Source organism: Lacisediminihabitans sp. (genome assembly GCF_043726815.1).
Classification (GTDB): Bacteria; Actinomycetota; Actinomycetes; order Actinomycetales; family Microbacteriaceae; genus Lacisediminihabitans.
Genome location: NZ_JAYSJZ010000050.1, coordinates 12,825 through 30,574 on the forward strand (window position 1 = coordinate 12,825; position 17,750 = coordinate 30,574).

A 17,750-nucleotide genomic window follows, 5' to 3' on the forward strand; every position below is an offset into this window, starting at 1 on the left:
AATTTGGTATCGCGCCTAACGCCCCCGGGTGTTCGGCCGATAACTCTCAGTGTCGGACCACGGATGGGCCGATTCAGATAAACCCACATCACGGAGGAATACATCATGGGTATGCAGGTCAACACCAACATTTCGGCACTCAACTCGTACCGCAACCTCAGCAACACGCAGAACGATCTCGCCAAGTCGCTCGAGAAGCTCTCCAGCGGTCTTCGCATCAACCACGCCGCGGATGACGCAGCTGGTCTCGCAATCTCCCAGGGTCTGCAGTCGCAGGTCGGTGGCCTCACGGTCGCCAGCCGCAACGCGCAGGACGGCATCAGCGTCATCCAGACCGCTGAAGGCTCGCTCTCCGAGGTTCAGACCATCCTGCAGCGCGTTCGTGACCTCGCCGTTCAGTCCGGTAACGACTCGAACAACGCCAGCTCGCGCACCGCGATCGGCACTGAGGTCACGGCCCTCGGCGCGGAACTCACCCGCATCGGAGCGTCGGCGAACTTCAACGGCACGAAGCTTCTCGGTACCGGTGGCGCCACTCTGACCTTCCAGGTCGGTGCGGGCTCGGTCGCGGCCGAGGACCAGATCACCGTCACGACCACCGACGTTGCGGCGATCGGAACGACGGTCTCCGGTCTCGCTGCCGCTGGCTTCGCCAGCAGCAGTGCGGCACTGACGACCATCGGTACGCTCGACACCAACATCACCGCGGTGTCGGCAGCTCGCGCCGACCTCGGTGCTCAGCAGAACCGTTTCGAGAGCGTCATCCGCAACCTCGCCGTCTCCACCGAGAACCTCACGGCGGCGAAGTCGCGCATCACCGACACCGACATGGCGTCCGAGATGGTCAAGTACACGCGCTCCAACATCCTGGCCCAGGCCGGCACCGCGATGCTCGCGCAGGCCAACCAGGGCAACCAGGGCGTGCTGCAGCTCCTCCGCTAGATCGGATAGCTCGGCCGGCGTGTAACAAGCAACGCCCGGCGGCTCGTCACGGAGGGAACTGGACCTCTCGATGTGATGGCCGCCGGGCGTTTACCGCACAGCAGCACAGCAGCACAGCAGCACCCCAACACCGCATCACCCGCCAGAACAGACGAAGGGACACGGGACAATGGCAATCTCCCTCGACGGCCTCTCCAGCGGCCTCGACACCACGTCCCTCATCAGCCAGCTCATGACGGTCGCGGCCCAGCCGCAGACCCTGCTCAAGGGCCAGGTCAGCAGCACCAACACCGAACTGGCCGCCTTTCAGGGCCTCAACAGCCGGCTCGCCACCCTCGCCGATGCCGCCACCGCGGCCGCCAAGCCGTCCAGCCTCGACCTCTACTCCGCCACCAGCTCCAGCACCGGGCTCGCCGTCTCGGTCGCCACCGGCGCGAGCGCCGGCGAGCTGCAGGTGGTGGTGAGCGCACTCGCCCAGTCGCAGATCGGCGTTTCCGCCGCGATGTCGGCCTGGCCCTCGCCCTCCACCATCACCATCGTCGGGCACTCGGGAACGCCGCTCGAGATAACCCCGGCCTCGAACTCCATCGACGACGTCGTCTCCGCGATCAACGGCTCGACCGCGGGAGTCAACGCCACCAAGGTCGCCTCGGGCGTCGATGGAAGCGGCAACCCGCTCTTCCGCATCCAGTTCTCCAGCAAGACGACCGGTGCCGACTCCGCGTTTACGGTCTACCAGGGCACGGCGGCTGACGTCGCCGGGGGCACGGCGACGAACGTGCTCACAACGCCGGGAAGCGCCGTGATCAAGACGGCCCAGGACGCGAGCATCAAGCTCTTCGCCGGCACCTCGGCGGAACAGGTGATCACCTCGCCGACCAACACCTTCACCAACCTGCTGCAGGGGGTGAGCGTGACCGCGTCCGCCGTCTCCACCGACCCGGTGACGATCTCGGTGGCCCGGGACGACAAGAAGATCAGCGACGTCGCGAGCAGCCTCGTCGCGTCGGTCAACAGCGCCTTCGTGCTCATCGCCGCCCAGACGGCCGTCTCGACCTCGACGGATGCCAACGGCGTGACCACGACGAAGGCCGGGGTCTTCGCCGGGGACGCCACCATCCGCGACATCCGCCAGAAGGCGCTCGACGCCGTGGGCCTGCCGATCAACGGACACTCGCCCTCCGAGTACGGGATCTCGGTGGACCGCACGGGCACCGTCACCTTCGACGCCGACAAGTTCGCCGCAGCGCTCGCCGCAGACCCGACCACGACGATGGCGGCGATCCAGACGGTGGCGAGCAGGCTCGCGGCCAGCTCCACGGCGGCCTCGGACAAGTACGACGGGACGCTCACCAACCGGATCACCGGCGATCAGACCCAGCTCAAGAGCCTCGGCGACCAGATCTCCGCGTGGGACACCCGACTCGCCATCCGCAAGTCGACCCTCGAGCGCACCTTCTCCAACATGGAGGTCATGCTGAGTAACCTCAAGGCGCAGTCCGCCGCGCTCAGCTCGCAGCTCTCCTCGCTTTCGACTTCGACCGGCACGACGGGATAGGGATCATGACCATGACGATGAGCGCACAACGCTCCCAATACAACAGCGACGCGATCCTGTCGGCCTCGCCGGTGCGCCTGCTCACGATGCTCTACGACCGCCTGCTGCTCGACCTCGGTCGAGCCGAGATCGCCCATCGCGCCGAGGATTGGCCGGCCGCCTCCTCGAACCTGCTGCACGCCCAGGCGATCATCGCCGAACTCATCTCGTCGCTGAAGGTGGAGCTGTGGGATGGCGGCCAGGGTCTGCTCTCCCTCTACAACTACACGACGAGCCTCCTGGTGATGGCGAATGTGAAGCGCGACGCCGCGAGCATCCGCGAGAGCATCGAGCTTCTCGAGCCGCTCAGGCAGGCCTGGCACGAGGCGGCGGGCCAGCTCTCGGTTCCGGATCGCGGAGCGTCGACCGGCGAAAGCCGGGAGCTCGGAGTTGCCTAGCTCGAGCGAGAACTGGGACAACTGGGCATCCGTGCTCAATGCGATGGAGGAGAGCATCGCCGCGTCCCGGCTTCCGGCGCGCGCCGACGCGGAGGACTACGGCGGCGTGCCCGTCTGGGTGATGCCGAGCTACCTCGGGCCCATGCCGCCCGACCTGCGCACCCGCGCCAACCGCATCTTCAGTGAGCAGCAGGAGTCCATCGACGCTCTCGAGGAGCGCAAGAGAGTGACCGGGCGGCACCTCGCTGCCATCGAGGCCGTGCCTCCGGTGAACCCGGGCGGGCCATCCGCCTACCTCGACGTCACGAGCTGACCCCCCCTTCGGGGCGAACGCCTTACGCCAGATTCCGCTCGGCCGATAGCTGGTAGTACAGAGCACGGATTGCTCACCGAAAGGCCACGGATCGGCCGTATTGTCCTCGACGACGAAACGGATGACTGTGCTCGAATCGGTTACTTCCGCCGCGCTCAACAGCGCACTGGACGGACTGGCGCTGCGGCAAAGGACCATCGCCAACAACATCGCGAACATCAACACCCCGAACTACCACGCCAAGCGCGTGCTGTTCGAGGATGCCCTCGCGAAGTCGGTCGACGCCGGCAACGGCCACGTCACCGCCTCCGTCGCGCGGTCGCTCGAGCCGACCCAGCTCAACGGGAACAACGTCAATCTCGACACCGAGACCCTCTCCAACATCGACACGGTGCTGCGCTACCAGTTCGCAAGCCAGGCCGCCGGCAACGAGTTCTCCGCCATGCGCGCCGCGATCAGGACCAGCTGATGACGTTCGACGCGATCGGGATCGCGGCCACCGGGCTCACCGTGCACCGCAAGTGGCTGGACGCCGTCGCCGACAACATCGCCAACGTCAACACCGCCAAGCCGACGAGCGGAGCCGCCTTCCAGGCGCGCTACGTGGTCGCGCAGGAGGGGGAGGGCACCACCGGCGTCTACGTCAAGGGCGCCGCCTTCGGAAGCGCGGAGGGCCGACTCGTCTATGAGCCGGCGAACCCGCTCGCCGACAAGGAGGGCTATGTGCGGTATCCGGACATCGACCTCGCCTCGCAGATGGGCCAGCTGATCATGGCGCAGCGCGGCTACCAGGCGAATGCCGCGGTCGTCGACCGCGCGAAAGAGACCTACCAGGCAGCACTCCAGATCGGACGCAGTTGATGAACGTCGCAGGTATCACGTCCGTACAGGGCGTCACGGGCACCGGGTACCTCCCGTCGACCACGGGGGCCAGTGCGAGCAACTCGTCGGGCTTCGCCACCGAGCTCTCGAGCGCCGTCGACGGCCTTCAGCAGCAGCAGTCGATCTCCAACGACCTCGCAATCAAGGCCGTCACCGGCAACCTCGACGACATCCACAACGCCACGATCGCGGCAACGCGAGCACAGGTCACCCTCGAGCTCGTCGCCGCGGTTCGTAACAAGGGTGTCGACGCCTTCAACGAGATCATGAGGATGCAGTCCTAATGCCCACCCAGGTCAGCACCGCGCTTCGGCGCCTCGCCCACACCATTCGCGAGTTCACCATCGCGCAGCGCACCGTCGCCATCATCGGCGTGGCCGTTCTCGCCCTCGGCGTCGTCGCGCTCACCTTCTGGGTCACGAAGCCGGCCTACACGCCGCTGTTTTCCGGCCTGAGCGGCACGGACGCGAACACGATCGTCGAGCAGCTGCGCACCGACGGCGTGCAGTACGAGATCACAAACGGCGGCGGCACCATCATGGTGCCGGAGGCCAACGTATACGACGAGCGCCTCAAGGCAGCCGCTGCCGGACTGCCCTCCTCGACCACTGGCGGATACTCGCTGCTCGACAAGATGGGCGTCACGGCGTCCGAATTCCAGCAGAACGTGACATACAAGCGCGCGCTCGAGGGTGAGCTCGCCAACACGATCATGGCGATGAAGGGCGTGAAGACCGCCTCGGTTCAGCTCGCCATCCCCAAGGACACCGTCTTCGTCTCCGAGAAGGCCGACCCCACCGCCTCCGTCTTCATCGCCACCGACAACGGCGTAACCCTGACCGACGAGCAGGTGCAGGCCATCGTGCACCTCACCTCGGCCTCGATCGACGGCATGAAGGCCACCGACGTGTCGGTGATCGACGCCCAGGGCATCGTGCTCTCCGCGGCCGGGGTCACGAGCGGGGCACAGGGCAAGGTCGCCTCCGACTACGAATCTCGCGTGCGTTCCTCGGTGCAGGCGATGCTCGACAAGGTGGTCGGCCCGGGCAACGCCACTGTCGTCGTGGCCGCAGACCTGAGCCAGAACTCCGGCCAGCGCACCGAGGAGTCGTTCACCTCGCCCACCGACGCACCAGCCCTCAACGAGTCGTTCTCCAGTGACGCCAGCGGCGGTGCGGCCTCGGGCGGCAGCTCGAGCACCGGCGTTCTCGGACCGGACAACATCGCGGTGCCGAGCGGCGTGCAGACGGGCACCGGAGTCACCTCGCAGTCGGTCACCAAGAACAACGCCATCAACAAGGTCACCGAGTCCACCACCATCCCGGCCGGCGCGATCACCCGGCAGACCGTGTCGGTGGCCCTCAACTCGGCCGTCGCGTCTGGGCTCAACATCGCCAACGTCAAGGCGCTCATCAACGCCGCCGCCGGCATCGACAAGACGCGCGGCGACCAGGTGGCCGTCGAGGTCGTGTCCTTCAACAAGGTGGGCGCCGTGCAGGCCGCGAAGGCCCTGGCCGCGGCGGACGCTGCCGCCACCGCCGACCGCACGGCCGGCATCATCCGCACGGCGATCACCATCTTCGGCATCGCCATCCCGGCGACCCTCGCCCTGTTCCTCATCGCCCGCCGCCTGCGCCGCCGCAACGAGGAGGAGCAGGAGCTGCGTGACATGGGCGAACTGGCCGAGATGCGCGCGATGATGAACGACCAGACCGTGCCGATCGCCCTCACCGCGCCGGCCTCCGCCCCGCTCACCTACACCCAGCTTCCGGTCACCCCCGGTGACAACGACCGCAAGCGCGCCGAGATCGACGCCCTCGCAGGCAAGGACCCGCAGCGCACCGCCGACTTCCTGCGGAGCCTCATGGATGACAGGCAGCCGGCATGAGCGAGGCAACCGCCGTACTGACCGGCACCCAGAAGGTCGCCGTCGTGCTGATGAACATGGACCCGCTGCGTGCCGCCGAGGTCATGAAGCAGTTCAACGACGCGGAGGCCGAGGAGATCGCCGCGGAGATCATCCGGCTGCGCCGGGTCGACGCCGCGCTGGCCGAACGCACCATCGAGGAGTTCCACGAGCTCACGATCAAGGGCGGCCGTGCTGCGCGCGGTGGCAAGGACTTCGCCGCCGGACTGCTCGAGGCGTCATTCGGGTCGGAGCGTGCAGCGGGCGTGATGAACCGCGTCGCCTCGTCGATGGCGGGCCGCGCCTTCGAGTTTCTCGACACCGCCGAGCCGGGCCAGCTCATCACGCTCCTCGACGGGGAACTGCCCCAGACGATCGCGCTCGTGCTTGCTCACCTGCGCCCGGAGCACGCCTCGCCGGTGCTCTCCGCCCTCGACCCTCAGCTGCGCACCGATGTCGCCCAGGCGATCGGCACGATGGGCACCGCGGCGCCCGAGGCCGTGCGCATCGTCGCCGACAACCTCAAGCAGCGCGCGAGCGCCGTCGTCACCTCGCGTGAGACCACCGATGTGGTCGGCGGCATCCAGCCGCTCGTCGAGATCATCAACCGGTCGGACGTCTCGACCGAGCGCGCGGTGCTCGACGGCCTCGACGGCCTCGACCCGCAGCTCGCCGAAGAGGTGCGTTCGCGGATGCTGACCTTCGCCGACCTCGTCAAGTTCGAACGCAAGGACGTGCAGCAGGTGCTTCGCGGCATCGACGCGGCCGTGCTGGCGGTCGCCATGAAGGGGTCGTCCGAGGCGGTCACCGAGGTGATCCGCGCGAACATCTCCGAGCGCAACAAGGAGATCCTCGAGGACGAGATCCAGGCCCTCGGCCCGGTGCGCATGACCCAGATCGAGGAGGCGAGGGCCGAGGTGGTCCGCGCCATCCGCGACCTGGAGGCGCAGGGCATCATCACCGTGCAGCGCGGCGACGAGGACGACTATGTCGATTGACCAGGAGTTTCTGCCGGTGATCTTCCCGGCGCTGCGCAGCCTCGAGACGGATCCGTTCGAGGTGCAGTCGCGGGCCAGCGGGCACGCGGCGGGGTACGCGGCCGGCCTGCGGGCGGCATCGAGCGAGCTCGCCGAGCGCACGGCTCGGCTCGACGCGGAACACGAGGCGGCGGTGCTGCACGGACGCGCTCGGGTCGACCGGGTCGTCGCCCTGCTCGGGGCGGCCGCACGGGCGCTCGACGAGCGCACCCTTCCCCTGATCGAGCGGTCCCAGGACGCGCTCGCGGCGGCCGCGATCGAACTCGCCGAGGCGATCCTCGGTTCCGAACTCAGCCGGGACGAGATCTCGGCCCGCACGGCCATGACCCGGGCGCTCGCCCGCGCGGATTCCTCGACGGTGCGGGTGGTGCGGATGAACCCCGTCGACCTCGCCGGGCTCGACGAGGAGAGCATCGCCGCGACCGGGGTGCTCTTCGCCCCGGACGATTCGCTCTCTCGCGGCGACGCCGTGACCGAGTTCGAGGTCGGTTTCCTCGACGCCAGGATCTCCACCGCGCTCGCCCGAGCGAAGGCCGCCATCGCCGGGGAGGCATCGTGACAGTCGCCTACCGCCCGCATCCGCAGCGCTTCGCCGCCGCGCTCGCCGCCGGCCGCCCGGAGCGCGTGGGCGTCGTCTCGTCCATCGTGGGCCTCGGCCTCGAGGTGTCCGGCCTGGACTGCGCGATCGGCGACCTCGTCACGATCGGCGACGGCGCCCTCGACGCCGAGGTCATCGCGACCACCCGCACCGGCATCCGGTGCATGCCGCTGAGCCGCATGACCGGAATCAACGCGGGCGCGCCGGCGCGGTCTCGCGGAGTGCCGATGCTCGTGCCCACCGGGAGCGGCCTGTTCGGCCGGGTGATCGACGGCCTCGGCCGCCCGATCGACGGCAAGGGGCCGCTGCGCCCGGACGCCATGGTCCCGCTCGACAACGACAGCCCATCCGCCATGCATCGCGCCCGCATCGACACCCCGCTGCAGCTCGGCGTGCGCGTGCTCGACACCCTCACGACCGTGGGAATGGGCCAGCGCATCGGCCTCTTCGCGGGGTCCGGCGTCGGCAAGTCCTCACTGCTCTCCATGATCGCCCGAGGGACGGATGCCGAGGTCTCGGTGATCGCGCTCGTCGGCGAGCGAGGTCGCGAGGTTCGCGAATTCCTCGAGGACGACCTGGGCGCCGAGGGTCTCGCGCGTTCCATCGTGGTCGTCTCGACCTCCGACGAGCCGGCGATGATGCGGCTGCGCGCCGCCTTCGTCGCCACCAGGATCGCGGAGTCGTTTCGCGACGCCGGGGCGAACGTCATGCTCATGATGGATTCGCTCACCCGCGTGGCGATGGCGCAACGCGAGATCGGCCTTTCCGTCGGCGAGCCGCCGGCCACCCGAGGCTACCCGCCGTCGACCTTCTCCCTCCTCGCGCAGCTGCTCGAGCGCGCGGGCACCGGCGAGAGCGGATCGGTCACCGGCATCTACACGGTCCTCGTGGACGGCGACGACCACAACGAGCCGATCGCCGACGCGGCCCGCTCCTTTCTCGACGGCCACGTCGTGCTCGACCGCAAGCTCGCCGTCGCCGGGCACTTCCCCTCGGTGGATGCCCTCGGCTCGATCTCCCGGGTAGCCTCCCGCGTCAACTCGGGCCAGCAGACGGCTACCGCCGGCTTCCTGCGCAAGACCCTCGCCGCCCGCCGCGCCGCGCAGGACCTTCTCGACGTCGGCGCCTACCAGCGCGGCGCGAACCCCCTCGTTGACGCCGCCGTCGACCACGAGGGCGAGATCAACGCCTTCCTGCAGCAGCGGATGACCGAACAGTCCACCGCGCAGGACGCCTGGGCCCAGCTCAACCGGCTCGTCAGCACACTGGGAGGTTCATGATGGCCAGAATGTTCCCGCTCGCGGGGTTGCTCCGCTTGCGTCAGATCCAGCAGGACCAGGCGGCGAGCGACCTGGCGTCGGCCAACGCCCGCGCCAACGAGAGCTTGGCGAGGAAGCGCCGGGCGCGCGCCGCGCTCAGCGTCGTGCCGGCCGAGGCCACGAGCGCCGCGGTGCTCTACGCCGTGGCCGCCGCGCGCGCGTCGTCCCGCAGCATGCTCGCCGAGCTCGAGGCCCTCGACTCGGTGCACCGCACGGTCCGCGACGAGGCATCCGCCGCCTTCACAGAGGCGCGTGCGAGGTCCGTCGGCCTCGAGAAGCTCGAGGTGCGCTTCTCGGCCGCCGTCGCGAGCGGAGAGATCGTGGCCGAGCAGGCCGTGCTCGACGAGATCGCCTCCACCGGATGGCACCGTTCGCGGTCGGAGGCTCCCCAGTGACCATGGTCGGGCTGCTTGCCGCGCCCTCGTCCGCGTCGGCGCCGGCCACGAAGTCGAACCCGGCCGCGGCGGGGCTCTTCGGGGCCGCGCTGACCGGGGCGACCGCCGCGCTTGCCGGTTCGAACGGCCAGGCGACGGACACCGCGACGGCGACGGACACCCCGACGCCGACCCACGCCGCACCCTCGAAGGACGCCACACCCGGCACCGGCACCGCCCCGACGACCGCCGATTCCGCCGCCGACCCCGGCACGACCACCGCCGCCGATCCGTCCGCGCTCGCCGCGGCCATCACGCCGGTTCCGGCAGCGATCCCCGTCGCCACACCGGCCTCGCCCGCCCAGTCGGCCGCGGTGGACTCGACGCTTCCGTCGGTGACCCCGACCGCCACGGCGCCCGCGGTGCTCGGTGCGGTCGATCCCGCCCAGGCGGCCCCGGCCGCCATCACGGCCGCGATCGCCTCGACCCCCCTGGCCGCGCCGACCGACGGCAAGGGGAAGGCGAAGAGTGCCGCTACCCCCGCGTCGCCGGCTCCCGCGTCCCCGGCCGCCGCGTCGACAGTCGCCGTGTCGCCGGCCCCCGCGTCGTCGGCTGCACCAGCGACGGACACCGCGATGCAGCCCCGACCGGCATCCGCTTCACCCGCCGTGAGCGCGATCACGCTCGCGCCGGGCACCGCCCCGGCCACCGCGGCGTCTCCCGCGGTCCCGGCGTCGGCGGTGGTCGCTCCGGTCGTCGCCCCTGGCGTCGTTCCGGTCGCCGCGACCGGCGTCTCCGCGAGCCTCCTCCCGGCTCGGCCGTCACAGGATCGTGGCGCCGAGTCGGCGACCGGCCCAGCTGCCGCCGGCGCTCCCGCCGTGTCTGCCGCCGTGCCTGCAGCCGTGGCGCCGGCCGCGGCGACGTCGGCCGCCGCCCCGACCGCACCGCCGGCCGTGACACCACCGCTAGCGACGCAGCTGTCCCGTCCGCTGTTCGCTCTGGCCACCGCGCCCACGGGCGAACACACGATCGTGATCACCGTGGCACCGGACAACCTCGGCCCCGTCACCGTGCGCGCCCAGGTGAGCACCGACGGCATCCGGGTGGAACTCTTCGCGCCCACCGATGTCGGGCGCGACGCGATCCGGGCGATCCTGCCCGATCTGCGCCGGGACCTCGCGGGATCCGGCCTGAACTCGAACCTCAACCTGTCGTCGCAGAACCAGCCGACCGATCGCGGAGACGGCGGAGCGCCGCGCGAGCGGTTCGCGCCGGAGTCGCCGCGCCAGCGGGAATCCGCCCCCACCACCGACCAGACGCCCGCCTCCCCACGAGGTCACCACGGCACGTCAACGACCATCGACGTGATGGTCTGAGAACAAGGAGCAGGCAATGACAACCGACCCCATAGGAATCGTGGCGCCACCCTCGGCGCCCGTCTCGACCACGGGCATCTATACGACCGGCGCGGCGCGCAGCCCATCGCAGGCCATGGACTCCGAGGTGTTCATGAAGCTGCTGGTGACCCAGCTGCGCAACCAGGACCCGAGCGCGCCGATGGACAGCAACGCCATGATCGCCCAGACCACGCAGCTCTCCATGATGGAGAAGATGACCCAGCTGTCCACCACGAGCACCGAGGACTTCTCGCTGCAAATGCGCATAGCGGCGGCCAACTTCGTGGGCAAGCAGGTCACGTACACCGGCAAGGACGGCGTGACCGTCACGGGAATCGCGAAGAGCGTCTCCTTTGCCGGCTCGGTTCCCCAGGTCAGCGTCGGGGGCGTCGACGTGGCGCTCGACCTTATTTCCGGCATCACCACAGCATCCGCATAATCCGTCTCCGACTCCAACCGAAAGGCAGCATCCCATGCTTCGTTCCCTGTACTCCGGCATCTCCGGCCTTCGCTCCCACCAGACGATGCTCGACGTGACCGGCAACAACATCGCCAACGTCAACACCACGGCCTTCAAGGCCTCCGCCACCCAGTTCCAGGACACCCTGTCGCAAATGACGCAGGCGGCGGGCGGCCCACAGGCCAACGTCGGCGGAACCAACCCGGCCCAGGTCGGACTCGGCGTGCGGGTGGCGGGCATTTCCACCAACTTCGCGCAGGGCTCCACCCAGGCGACCGGCCGCGCGGAGGACCTGATGATCTCCGGCGACGGCTTCTTCGTCACCAACCTCGGCACGTCCACCCAGTACACCCGCGCCGGCTCGTTCGGCTTCGACTCGGCCGGCCGTCTCACGGCGCCCGGTGGGGCCATCGTGCAGGGCTGGAACGCGGTCAACGGTGTCGTGAACGGCGGCGGCGCGCTCAGCGACATCACCCTGCCGCTCGGCACCGTGGCGCCCGCCGTGGCCACGACCTCGGCGACCGTCGCCGGCAACCTGCCCGACGACGCGGCGGTGGGCACCGCCCTCGTGCGCGACAAGCAGGTCTTCGACTCGGCCGGTGAGGCCCGCACGGTCACCCTCACCTTCACCAAGACGGCGGCGGGCTGGAATGTCGCGGGGGTCGACCCGAACGGATCGACCGGTTCCACGGCGCTCACCTTCGCCAGCGGGGTGCAGACCTCGGCCGGCACCATGACCATCGGCGGAATCGCCGTCGACATGAGCAAGCTCACGGGGTTCGCCGCCCTCACGACGGTGTCCGTCAGCAAGCAGGACGGCAGCGCGGCCGGCACGCTCCAGTCCTACACGCTCGGCCAGGACGGCACGCTCGTCGGCTCGTTCAGCAACGGCGCGTCGCAGGCGATCGCCCGCGTGGTGCTCGCCACCTTCACCAACCCCGGCGGACTCGAGAAGGCGGGCGGCTCGTCGTACAAGGCCACCTTCAACTCCGGCAACGCCGAGATCGGGGCGCCGGGTTCCGGCAGCATCGGGTCGATCACGAGCGGCGCCCTGGAGATGTCGAACGTCGACCTCTCCCAGGAGTTCACCAACCTCATCGTGGCGCAGCGAGGGTTCCAGGCCAACGCGCGAATCATTACCACCTCCGACGAGGTGCTCCAGGAGCTCACCAACCTCAAGCGCTAATCGGCTCCACTGACTCGGCCGTCCCCCCTAACCATTGGGCGGGGGCGGCCGATAGTGCTGTATAAGGGCCCAGGAAGGGCCCACTACACGAAACAGGGATGTGCTCATGATCGTCGTCACGCGGCTGAATGACAGCCAGTTCGCGATCAATCCGGATCTGATCGAGCGAATCAACTCGAACCCGGACACGACCCTCGTGATGGTCGACGGAGCCAAGTACATCGTCACCGAATCGATGACCGAGGTGATCGATCGCATCCTGCACTACCGCGCGACCGTCATTGCCCTGACACACGAGCTGTCCGCGAGCGGCCGCCTTCCGGCCAGCAGGCCGTTCGGCATCGTCGACGCGGTCGAGGAAGACGACGACGAGGACGACGACGGCCTCGTCGAGCTCGACATCCCCGTGACCCTGCGCCCAAGGAAGATCTGATGGATCCGGCAACCCTGATCGGCATCGCCGTCGCGTTCGGCGCGCTCTACGCCATGCTCACCCTCGAAGGCTCGGCCGTGAGCGCGATCCTCCTGCCCGCTCCCATGGTGCTCGTCTTCGGTGCCACGATCGCCGTCGGCATCGCGAGCGGCACGATCAAGGACATGATGCTCGCGATCAAGTCGCTGCCCCGCGCCTTCACCGGCAAGGTCCCGAAGCCGCATGACACCATCGACGAGGTCGTGGCGCTCGCCGAGAAGGCGCGCAAGGAGGGACTCCTCTCGCTCGAGCAGGAGGCCGAGAAGGTCACTGACCCGTTCCTGCGCAACGCGTTGCAGAACATCGCGGACGGCACGGACGGCGAGGAACTGCGCGAGATTCTCGAGGACGAGATCGCCACGCGAACCGCCTCGGACCGCATCGCCGGCAAGTTCTTCACCACCCTCGGTGGATTCGCCCCGACCGTCGGCATCATCGGCACCGTCGTCTCGCTCACCCATGTGCTCGAGAACCTGTCGACGCCGGGCAAGCTCGGTCCGCTCATCGCCGCCGCCTTCGTCGCGACGCTCTGGGGCCTGCTCTCGGCCAACTTCCTCTGGCTGCCGATCGGGTCCCGCCTGCGGCGACTCTCCGACCTGGAGAACGCGCGGATGACGCTCATCATGGAGGGCGTGCTCGCCGTGCAGGCGGGCAGCCAGCCCCGACTCCTCGGCGAACGACTCCGCGCGATGGTGCCGGCGAACGCGCTGCCGAAGACCCCGAAGCTGCCGAAAGCCGCCTAATGAGCGCGCGGCGGAAGAAGCATCACGAAGAGGCGGAGGAGCACGGGCCGGACGAACGCTGGATGGCCTCCTACATGGACATGGTCACCGTGCTGATGTGCATGTTCATCGTGCTGTTCGCCATGTCGACCGTCGACTCGGCCAAGTTCGTGGCCCTGCGAAACTCCCTCGCCACCGGGTTCGGGGTGAAGGACATCGGCAAGATCGACACGGCGAAGGGCACAGTCGTTCAGCCGGACAAGGCGGTGAAGAACTCGGAGAGTTTCGCGCCGGCCCAGCTCGCCACGAAGGAGGTCGACTCGCTCAAGGCCCTCCAGGCCGCGATCTCCGCCAATCTCGCCGCGACCGGGCTCACCAGCACCGTCACGTTCCAGATCACCGAGCGGGGACTCGTGATCCGCCTGGTCGGGTCCCAGACGTTCTTCGATACCAACAGCACCGCCCTCATCGGGGTCGCGCCCCAGGTGCTCAACGACATCGCGCCGGCGATCGTCGCGTCGCCGTATGAGGTCTCGGTGGAGGGCCACGCCGACGCACGCCAGTCGACGAGTCCGTACCCCACCAACTGGGAGCTCTCCTCGGGCCGGGCGATCTCCGTGTTGCGGCACCTCGTGGAGGTCGGCGGCGTACACCCCGATCGGATCGGCGCGGTCGGCTACGGGTCGTCTCGCCCCATCGCGACGGGCTCGAGTCCGGAGGAGATGGCGAGGAATCGACGGGTGGACATCGTGGTGCTGTCCAACCAGCCCGAGGGGGTGCGCGCGCTCATGCCGGGCATCGTGGCGGCGGAGGATGCGGCGGCAGCGAAACCGACGGCGGACCCGCCGACCGGGATTGGGAAATTCACCTTACCGGTGGGGGTCCCCGGCCGATAGTTTGCTGTGTGACGGTCCAGGAACAGATTTCAATCGGCGTGCCCGCGAACGAGGGTGCAGCAGCCGAGCCCTATGACTTCCGTCGTCCAACCACGCTCGCCCGCGAACACGCGAGGGTGCTCGAGCTCGCGTTCGAGACCTTCGCCCGCCAGTGGGGCACGCAGCTCACGGCCAAGGTACGCGTCGTCTCGCAGGTGACCTGCGAACAGGTCGCGATGCAGACCTATGACGAGTACGCCTCCGGCCTTCCGGCCACCACCGCGATGGTGTTGTGCGTGCTCGAGGGGTCGAACGCCAAGGCCGTCATCCAGTTCCCCACCTCCTCGGCGCTCGCCTGGGTCTCGTACATGCTCGGCAGCAACCACGCGCAGGTTGCCCCGGACCGCAAGTTCACCCACATCGAGCAGGCGCTCGTTCGGCGACTGTTCGACGACGCGCTGGAAGACCTGCGCTACTCGCTCGGGTCCCTGCTCGTCACCTCCATCGCCGTCGACGCGATCCAGTACAACTCCCAGTTCGCGCAGGCCGCGGCCACGGCGGATCTCATGATCGTTGCCACCTTCGCCATCCGGGTCGGTGACAACGCCGCCACCGCGACGCTCGCCATCCCGGCCGCGGTGTTGCTTCCGCAACTGGGCCAGGCCAATCCCACGAGCACCGTCGCGAACGCGCGGCAGCTCATCTCGGCGCAGATGTCGGCCGTGCCGGTCGAGGTGTCGCTGCGGCTCACGCCGGCCATCGTGCGGCCCAGCCGCATCCTGGCGCTCGCCGTCGGCGACGTCATCAAGATTCCGCACCCCCAGCACCGACCGCTCGATGTGACCGTCGACGGCCAGCCGATGGCGCGGGCGGCGGTCGGATCCAACGGCTCCCGTCTCGCGTGCGTCGTCGTCACTACCGAGGAGAAATCGTGAAGAAGACCACCGCAACGGACCCGCGCGCCGAGGCAGCCGAGGCGCTCGCCAGAATGCTCCCGAGCACGACCATCCTCGAGGCGATCGCCATCGACGGGCACCCGGCCGGCCCCCTCGACTCCGCCATCGTCGCCTCGTTCGTCGGCGACCGGTCGGCCGACCTCGCCGTGATCCTGAACGACGCCGAGTCGATGAAGGCCGCGGCCGGCACCGACTCCGCGCTCGTCTCGATCGTGGACGTGCTGCGTCCTGCCCTCGAGGCCGCCGCCGCCGTTCTCGGCACCGGTGTCGTCGCCGACTCGCGCATCGAGGACGCGACCGCGCTCTTCCAGGACCCGGCCACCGAGGTCTTCGCCCTCTCGAGCGCGGGGGTCGCCGCCGGCTGGTTCGCCATCCGCATCCGGGAGAACGGCGTCATCACCGGCGCGAACACCATGTCCGACGAGTCCATGGCGATCAACCTCGGCCGCATCAGCAACGTCGAAATGGCGCTCACCGTGGAGATCGGCAAGACCAGGATGTCGGTGCGCGACGTGCTCAGCCTCGAGCCGGGCGCCGTGATCGAACTCGACCGCTCGGCCGGGGCGCCGGCCGATGTGCTGCTGAACGGCCGCCTGATCGCCCATGGCGAGATCGTGGTCGTCGACCAGGACTACGCCATCCGCATCACCAAGATCCTCGACGTGACCGAGGGTCTGAGCTAAGTGGAGTCGGTCTTCCTGGCGCTTCGTGTCCTGCTCTCCCTGGCCGCCGTGCTCGGTGTGCTCTGGATGCTGCAGCGTCGACTGACGAAGGGCGCGCGGGCGTCGCGCGCCACCAAACTCATCTCGGTGGTGACCCGCCAGGTGATCGCCCCCAAGGCCTCGGTCGTGGTTCTCGACGTGGACGGCAAGAGGTTTCTGCTCGGGGTCACCGAGCAGTCGGTTACGGTGCTCAACACGAGCGAGCTGCCCGTGCCGATCGTGGAGGAGAGCGCCCCGGCGCGTCTGGCCGCCGTGCCCCAGCCCGAGCCGCACGGTGTGCCGGCGACCGCGCCGAAGACCGCGGTGGCGTTCGGCCGCGCGATGGCGGACGCGGACGGACAGGCCCTGGCCGGATCGGCCCTGGCCGGATCGGGTCTGGCCGGCAGGTCTCTCGGCGGCGGCTTCACGACCGGCCCGCTCGGCAGCTCGATCCTCTCCCCCACCACCTGGAAGCGCGCCGCCGCCGCTCTTCGGCAGAGCCGATGAAGGCGCGCACCAGCCCCTGGCTCTCCGGCCGGGCGGCGAGAATCCTCGTGATGGTGCTGCTCGCCCTGGTGGTGGCCGCGGCGCTCGTCATGATGACGGGCAACCCGAGCCACGCGGCCGTCGTGCCGCCGACACCTCCCGTCGACCCGATCGCACCGAGCGGCGGCGGTCTCTCGGTGAACATCAACGGGCCGGACGGCACGCCGTCGTCGGCGATCGTCACCCTGGTCGGAATCACGCTGCTCTCGGTGGCGCCCGCGCTGTTGCTCATGATGACGTCGTTCACCAAGATCTTCGTCGTGCTCGCAATGGCTCGCAACGCGCTCGCGCTGCCGTCGATCCCGCCCAACCAGGTGCTAGCCGGACTCGCCCTGTTCCTGACGCTGTTCATCATGGCGCCCATCCTCACCGACATCAACAACCACGCGGTGCAGCCATACCTCAACGGGCATCTCAACTTCAACGACGCCGTCACCCTCGCCTCTGAGCCGCTGCGCAAGTTCATGCTCGCTCACACCAGGGAAGAGGATCTCGCCCTCATGACGCGGGCGGCGGGCCACGCCAACCCCAAGGACCCGCAGTCCGTCTCGCTCGTCACCCTCGTGCCGGCGTTCATGATCTCCGAGCTTCGCGCGGCCTTCATCATCGGCTTCGTGATCTTCGTGCCGTTCCTCGTGATCGACCTCGTCGTGTCGGCCGCCCTCATGTCCATGGGCATGATGATGCTGCCGCCGGTGATGATCTCCCTGCCCTTCAAGATCCTGCTGTTCGTGCTCGTCGACGGCTGGGGTCTCATCATCACGACCCTCATCTCCAGCTACAAGGGGGGCTGATGGACACCAACGCCGTCATGGACATCGCCCTGCAGGGCCTGATCATCGCCGCCAAGCTCGCCGCGCCGATCCTGATCACCGCGCTCGTCGTCGGTTTCGCCATCTCGCTCCTGCAGTCCATCACCCAGATCCAGGAGGTGACCCTCTCCTTCGTTCCCAAGGCGATCGCGGTGGCCGTGGCCCTCATCGTCTCCGGGCACTGGATGATCTCCGAGCTCGTGTCGTTCACCCAGGCGATGTTCGACAAGATCCCCTCGCTGCTCGGCGGCGGCTGA

At 68.9% G+C, this 17,750-nt stretch carries 23 protein-coding genes; all 23 read left to right on the plus strand.

Annotation, left to right across the window (positions count from 1 at the left end; all coding sequences use genetic code 11):
* The first annotated feature begins 105 nt into the window (after positions 1 to 105).
* Positions 106 to 942, plus strand: a complete 837-nt coding sequence (locus ACHZD8_RS05770) for a flagellin (RefSeq protein ID WP_394769208.1) — start codon at positions 106 to 108, stop codon at positions 940 to 942.
* 169 nt (positions 943 to 1,111) lie between these two features.
* Positions 1,112 to 2,500, plus strand: coding sequence for a flagellar filament capping protein FliD (gene fliD / locus ACHZD8_RS05775; RefSeq protein WP_394769209.1), 1,389 nt, complete (start codon positions 1,112 to 1,114; stop codon positions 2,498 to 2,500).
* 5 nt (positions 2,501 to 2,505) lie between these two features.
* Complete coding sequence (fliS, locus tag ACHZD8_RS05780) at positions 2,506 to 2,937, plus strand: flagellar export chaperone FliS (RefSeq protein WP_394769210.1); 432 nt, start codon at positions 2,506 to 2,508, stop codon at positions 2,935 to 2,937.
* Positions 2,930 to 3,250, plus strand: coding sequence for a hypothetical protein (locus ACHZD8_RS05785; protein WP_394769211.1), 321 nt, complete (start codon positions 2,930 to 2,932; stop codon positions 3,248 to 3,250). Before fliS ends, ACHZD8_RS05785 begins: the two co-directional genes overlap by 8 nt.
* 127 nt (positions 3,251 to 3,377) lie before the next feature.
* Positions 3,378 to 3,719, plus strand: a complete 342-nt coding sequence (locus ACHZD8_RS05790; protein WP_331900346.1) for a flagellar basal body protein — start codon at positions 3,378 to 3,380, stop codon at positions 3,717 to 3,719.
* Positions 3,719 to 4,111 (plus strand): flagellar basal body rod protein FlgC, encoded by a 393-nt coding sequence (locus ACHZD8_RS05795; RefSeq protein WP_147784234.1) that lies wholly within the window; start codon positions 3,719 to 3,721, stop codon positions 4,109 to 4,111. The genes ACHZD8_RS05790 and ACHZD8_RS05795 overlap by 1 nt, the downstream gene beginning before the upstream one ends.
* Positions 4,111 to 4,416, plus strand: coding sequence for a flagellar hook-basal body complex protein FliE (fliE, locus tag ACHZD8_RS05800; protein WP_394769212.1), 306 nt, complete (start codon positions 4,111 to 4,113; stop codon positions 4,414 to 4,416). The genes ACHZD8_RS05795 and fliE overlap by 1 nt, the downstream gene beginning before the upstream one ends.
* Positions 4,416 to 6,020, plus strand: a complete 1,605-nt coding sequence (gene fliF, locus ACHZD8_RS05805; protein ID WP_394769214.1) for a flagellar basal-body MS-ring/collar protein FliF — start codon at positions 4,416 to 4,418, stop codon at positions 6,018 to 6,020. Before fliE ends, fliF begins: the two co-directional genes overlap by 1 nt.
* The gene (gene fliG, locus ACHZD8_RS05810) at positions 6,017 to 7,036 is read left to right on the plus strand and encodes a flagellar motor switch protein FliG (protein WP_394769215.1); all 1,020 of its coding nucleotides are present in this window, start codon (positions 6,017 to 6,019) and stop codon (positions 7,034 to 7,036) included. The genes fliF and fliG overlap by 4 nt, the downstream gene beginning before the upstream one ends.
* Complete coding sequence (locus ACHZD8_RS05815; protein ID WP_394769216.1) at positions 7,026 to 7,634, plus strand: FliH/SctL family protein; 609 nt, start codon at positions 7,026 to 7,028, stop codon at positions 7,632 to 7,634. The genes fliG and ACHZD8_RS05815 overlap by 11 nt, the downstream gene beginning before the upstream one ends.
* Positions 7,631 to 8,953 carry a FliI/YscN family ATPase gene (locus tag ACHZD8_RS05820; protein WP_394769217.1) on the plus strand — a complete coding sequence of 441 codons (1,323 nt, stop codon included), beginning with the start codon at positions 7,631 to 7,633 and terminating at the stop codon, positions 8,951 to 8,953. The genes ACHZD8_RS05815 and ACHZD8_RS05820 overlap by 4 nt, the downstream gene beginning before the upstream one ends.
* Entirely contained in the window at positions 8,950 to 9,387 is a 438-nt protein-coding gene (locus ACHZD8_RS05825) for a hypothetical protein (RefSeq protein WP_394769218.1), read from the plus strand. Before ACHZD8_RS05820 ends, ACHZD8_RS05825 begins: the two co-directional genes overlap by 4 nt.
* A 2-nt stretch (positions 9,388 to 9,389) precedes the next feature.
* Entirely contained in the window at positions 9,390 to 10,742 is a 1,353-nt protein-coding gene (locus tag ACHZD8_RS05830; protein WP_394769286.1) for a flagellar hook-length control protein FliK, read from the plus strand.
* 16 nt (positions 10,743 to 10,758) lie between these two features.
* Positions 10,759 to 11,202, plus strand: a complete 444-nt coding sequence (locus ACHZD8_RS05835) for a flagellar hook assembly protein FlgD (RefSeq protein ID WP_394769219.1) — start codon at positions 10,759 to 10,761, stop codon at positions 11,200 to 11,202.
* Between the two features lie 34 nt (positions 11,203 to 11,236).
* Positions 11,237 to 12,409, plus strand: coding sequence for a flagellar hook protein FlgE (locus ACHZD8_RS05840; protein ID WP_394769220.1), 1,173 nt, complete (start codon positions 11,237 to 11,239; stop codon positions 12,407 to 12,409).
* A gap of 106 nt (positions 12,410 to 12,515) precedes the next feature.
* Positions 12,516 to 12,842, plus strand: coding sequence for a flagellar FlbD family protein (locus ACHZD8_RS05845; RefSeq protein WP_394769221.1), 327 nt, complete (start codon positions 12,516 to 12,518; stop codon positions 12,840 to 12,842).
* A complete protein-coding gene (locus tag ACHZD8_RS05850) occupies positions 12,842 to 13,624 on the plus strand; it encodes a motility protein A (protein ID WP_394769222.1) in 783 nt (260 codons plus the stop codon). The genes ACHZD8_RS05845 and ACHZD8_RS05850 overlap by 1 nt, the downstream gene beginning before the upstream one ends.
* Positions 13,624 to 14,499 carry a flagellar motor protein MotB gene (locus ACHZD8_RS05855; RefSeq protein ID WP_394769223.1) on the plus strand — a complete coding sequence of 292 codons (876 nt, stop codon included), beginning with the start codon at positions 13,624 to 13,626 and terminating at the stop codon, positions 14,497 to 14,499. The genes ACHZD8_RS05850 and ACHZD8_RS05855 overlap by 1 nt, the downstream gene beginning before the upstream one ends.
* 8 nt (positions 14,500 to 14,507) lie before the next feature.
* Positions 14,508 to 15,413, plus strand: coding sequence for a flagellar motor switch protein FliM (locus tag ACHZD8_RS05860; protein WP_394769225.1), 906 nt, complete (start codon positions 14,508 to 14,510; stop codon positions 15,411 to 15,413).
* Positions 15,410 to 16,117 (plus strand): flagellar motor switch protein FliN, encoded by a 708-nt coding sequence (gene fliN, locus ACHZD8_RS05865; RefSeq protein WP_394769226.1) that lies wholly within the window; start codon positions 15,410 to 15,412, stop codon positions 16,115 to 16,117. Before ACHZD8_RS05860 ends, fliN begins: the two co-directional genes overlap by 4 nt.
* A complete protein-coding gene (locus tag ACHZD8_RS05870) occupies positions 16,118 to 16,642 on the plus strand; it encodes a FliO/MopB family protein (protein WP_394769227.1) in 525 nt (174 codons plus the stop codon).
* Positions 16,639 to 17,475: a flagellar type III secretion system pore protein FliP gene (gene fliP, locus ACHZD8_RS05875; RefSeq protein WP_394769228.1), complete on the plus strand. Its 837-nt coding sequence runs from the start codon at positions 16,639 to 16,641 to the stop codon at positions 17,473 to 17,475. Before ACHZD8_RS05870 ends, fliP begins: the two co-directional genes overlap by 4 nt.
* Positions 17,475 to 17,750, plus strand: a complete 276-nt coding sequence (fliQ, locus tag ACHZD8_RS05880; RefSeq protein WP_147784220.1) for a flagellar biosynthesis protein FliQ — start codon at positions 17,475 to 17,477, stop codon at positions 17,748 to 17,750. Before fliP ends, fliQ begins: the two co-directional genes overlap by 1 nt.

Bases quoted from the DNA above. Each gene is read 5' to 3' on its own strand.
- ACHZD8_RS05815 (WP_394769216.1), top strand. From the start codon at position 7,026: ATGTCGATTGACCAGGAGTTTCTGCCGGTGATCTTCCCGGCGCTGCGC.
- fliS (WP_394769210.1), top strand. From the start codon at position 2,506: ATGACCATGACGATGAGCGCACAACGCTCCCAATACAACAGCGACGCG.
- fliE (WP_394769212.1), top strand. From the start codon at position 4,111: ATGAACGTCGCAGGTATCACGTCCGTACAGGGCGTCACGGGCACCGGG.
- ACHZD8_RS05850 (WP_394769222.1), top strand. From the start codon at position 12,842: ATGGATCCGGCAACCCTGATCGGCATCGCCGTCGCGTTCGGCGCGCTC.
- fliF (WP_394769214.1), top strand. From the start codon at position 4,416: ATGCCCACCCAGGTCAGCACCGCGCTTCGGCGCCTCGCCCACACCATT.
- ACHZD8_RS05830 (WP_394769286.1), top strand. From the start codon at position 9,390: ATGGTCGGGCTGCTTGCCGCGCCCTCGTCCGCGTCGGCGCCGGCCACG.
- ACHZD8_RS05855 (WP_394769223.1), top strand. From the start codon at position 13,624: ATGAGCGCGCGGCGGAAGAAGCATCACGAAGAGGCGGAGGAGCACGGG.
- fliG (WP_394769215.1), top strand. From the start codon at position 6,017: ATGAGCGAGGCAACCGCCGTACTGACCGGCACCCAGAAGGTCGCCGTC.
- ACHZD8_RS05840 (WP_394769220.1), top strand. From the start codon at position 11,237: ATGCTTCGTTCCCTGTACTCCGGCATCTCCGGCCTTCGCTCCCACCAG.
- ACHZD8_RS05845 (WP_394769221.1), top strand. From the start codon at position 12,516: ATGATCGTCGTCACGCGGCTGAATGACAGCCAGTTCGCGATCAATCCG.
- ACHZD8_RS05770 (WP_394769208.1), top strand. From the start codon at position 106: ATGGGTATGCAGGTCAACACCAACATTTCGGCACTCAACTCGTACCGC.
- fliP (WP_394769228.1), top strand. From the start codon at position 16,639: ATGAAGGCGCGCACCAGCCCCTGGCTCTCCGGCCGGGCGGCGAGAATC.
- fliQ (WP_147784220.1), top strand. From the start codon at position 17,475: ATGGACACCAACGCCGTCATGGACATCGCCCTGCAGGGCCTGATCATC.
- ACHZD8_RS05795 (WP_147784234.1), top strand. From the start codon at position 3,719: ATGACGTTCGACGCGATCGGGATCGCGGCCACCGGGCTCACCGTGCAC.
- ACHZD8_RS05825 (WP_394769218.1), top strand. From the start codon at position 8,950: ATGATGGCCAGAATGTTCCCGCTCGCGGGGTTGCTCCGCTTGCGTCAG.
- fliD (WP_394769209.1), top strand. From the start codon at position 1,112: ATGGCAATCTCCCTCGACGGCCTCTCCAGCGGCCTCGACACCACGTCC.
- ACHZD8_RS05835 (WP_394769219.1), top strand. From the start codon at position 10,759: ATGACAACCGACCCCATAGGAATCGTGGCGCCACCCTCGGCGCCCGTC.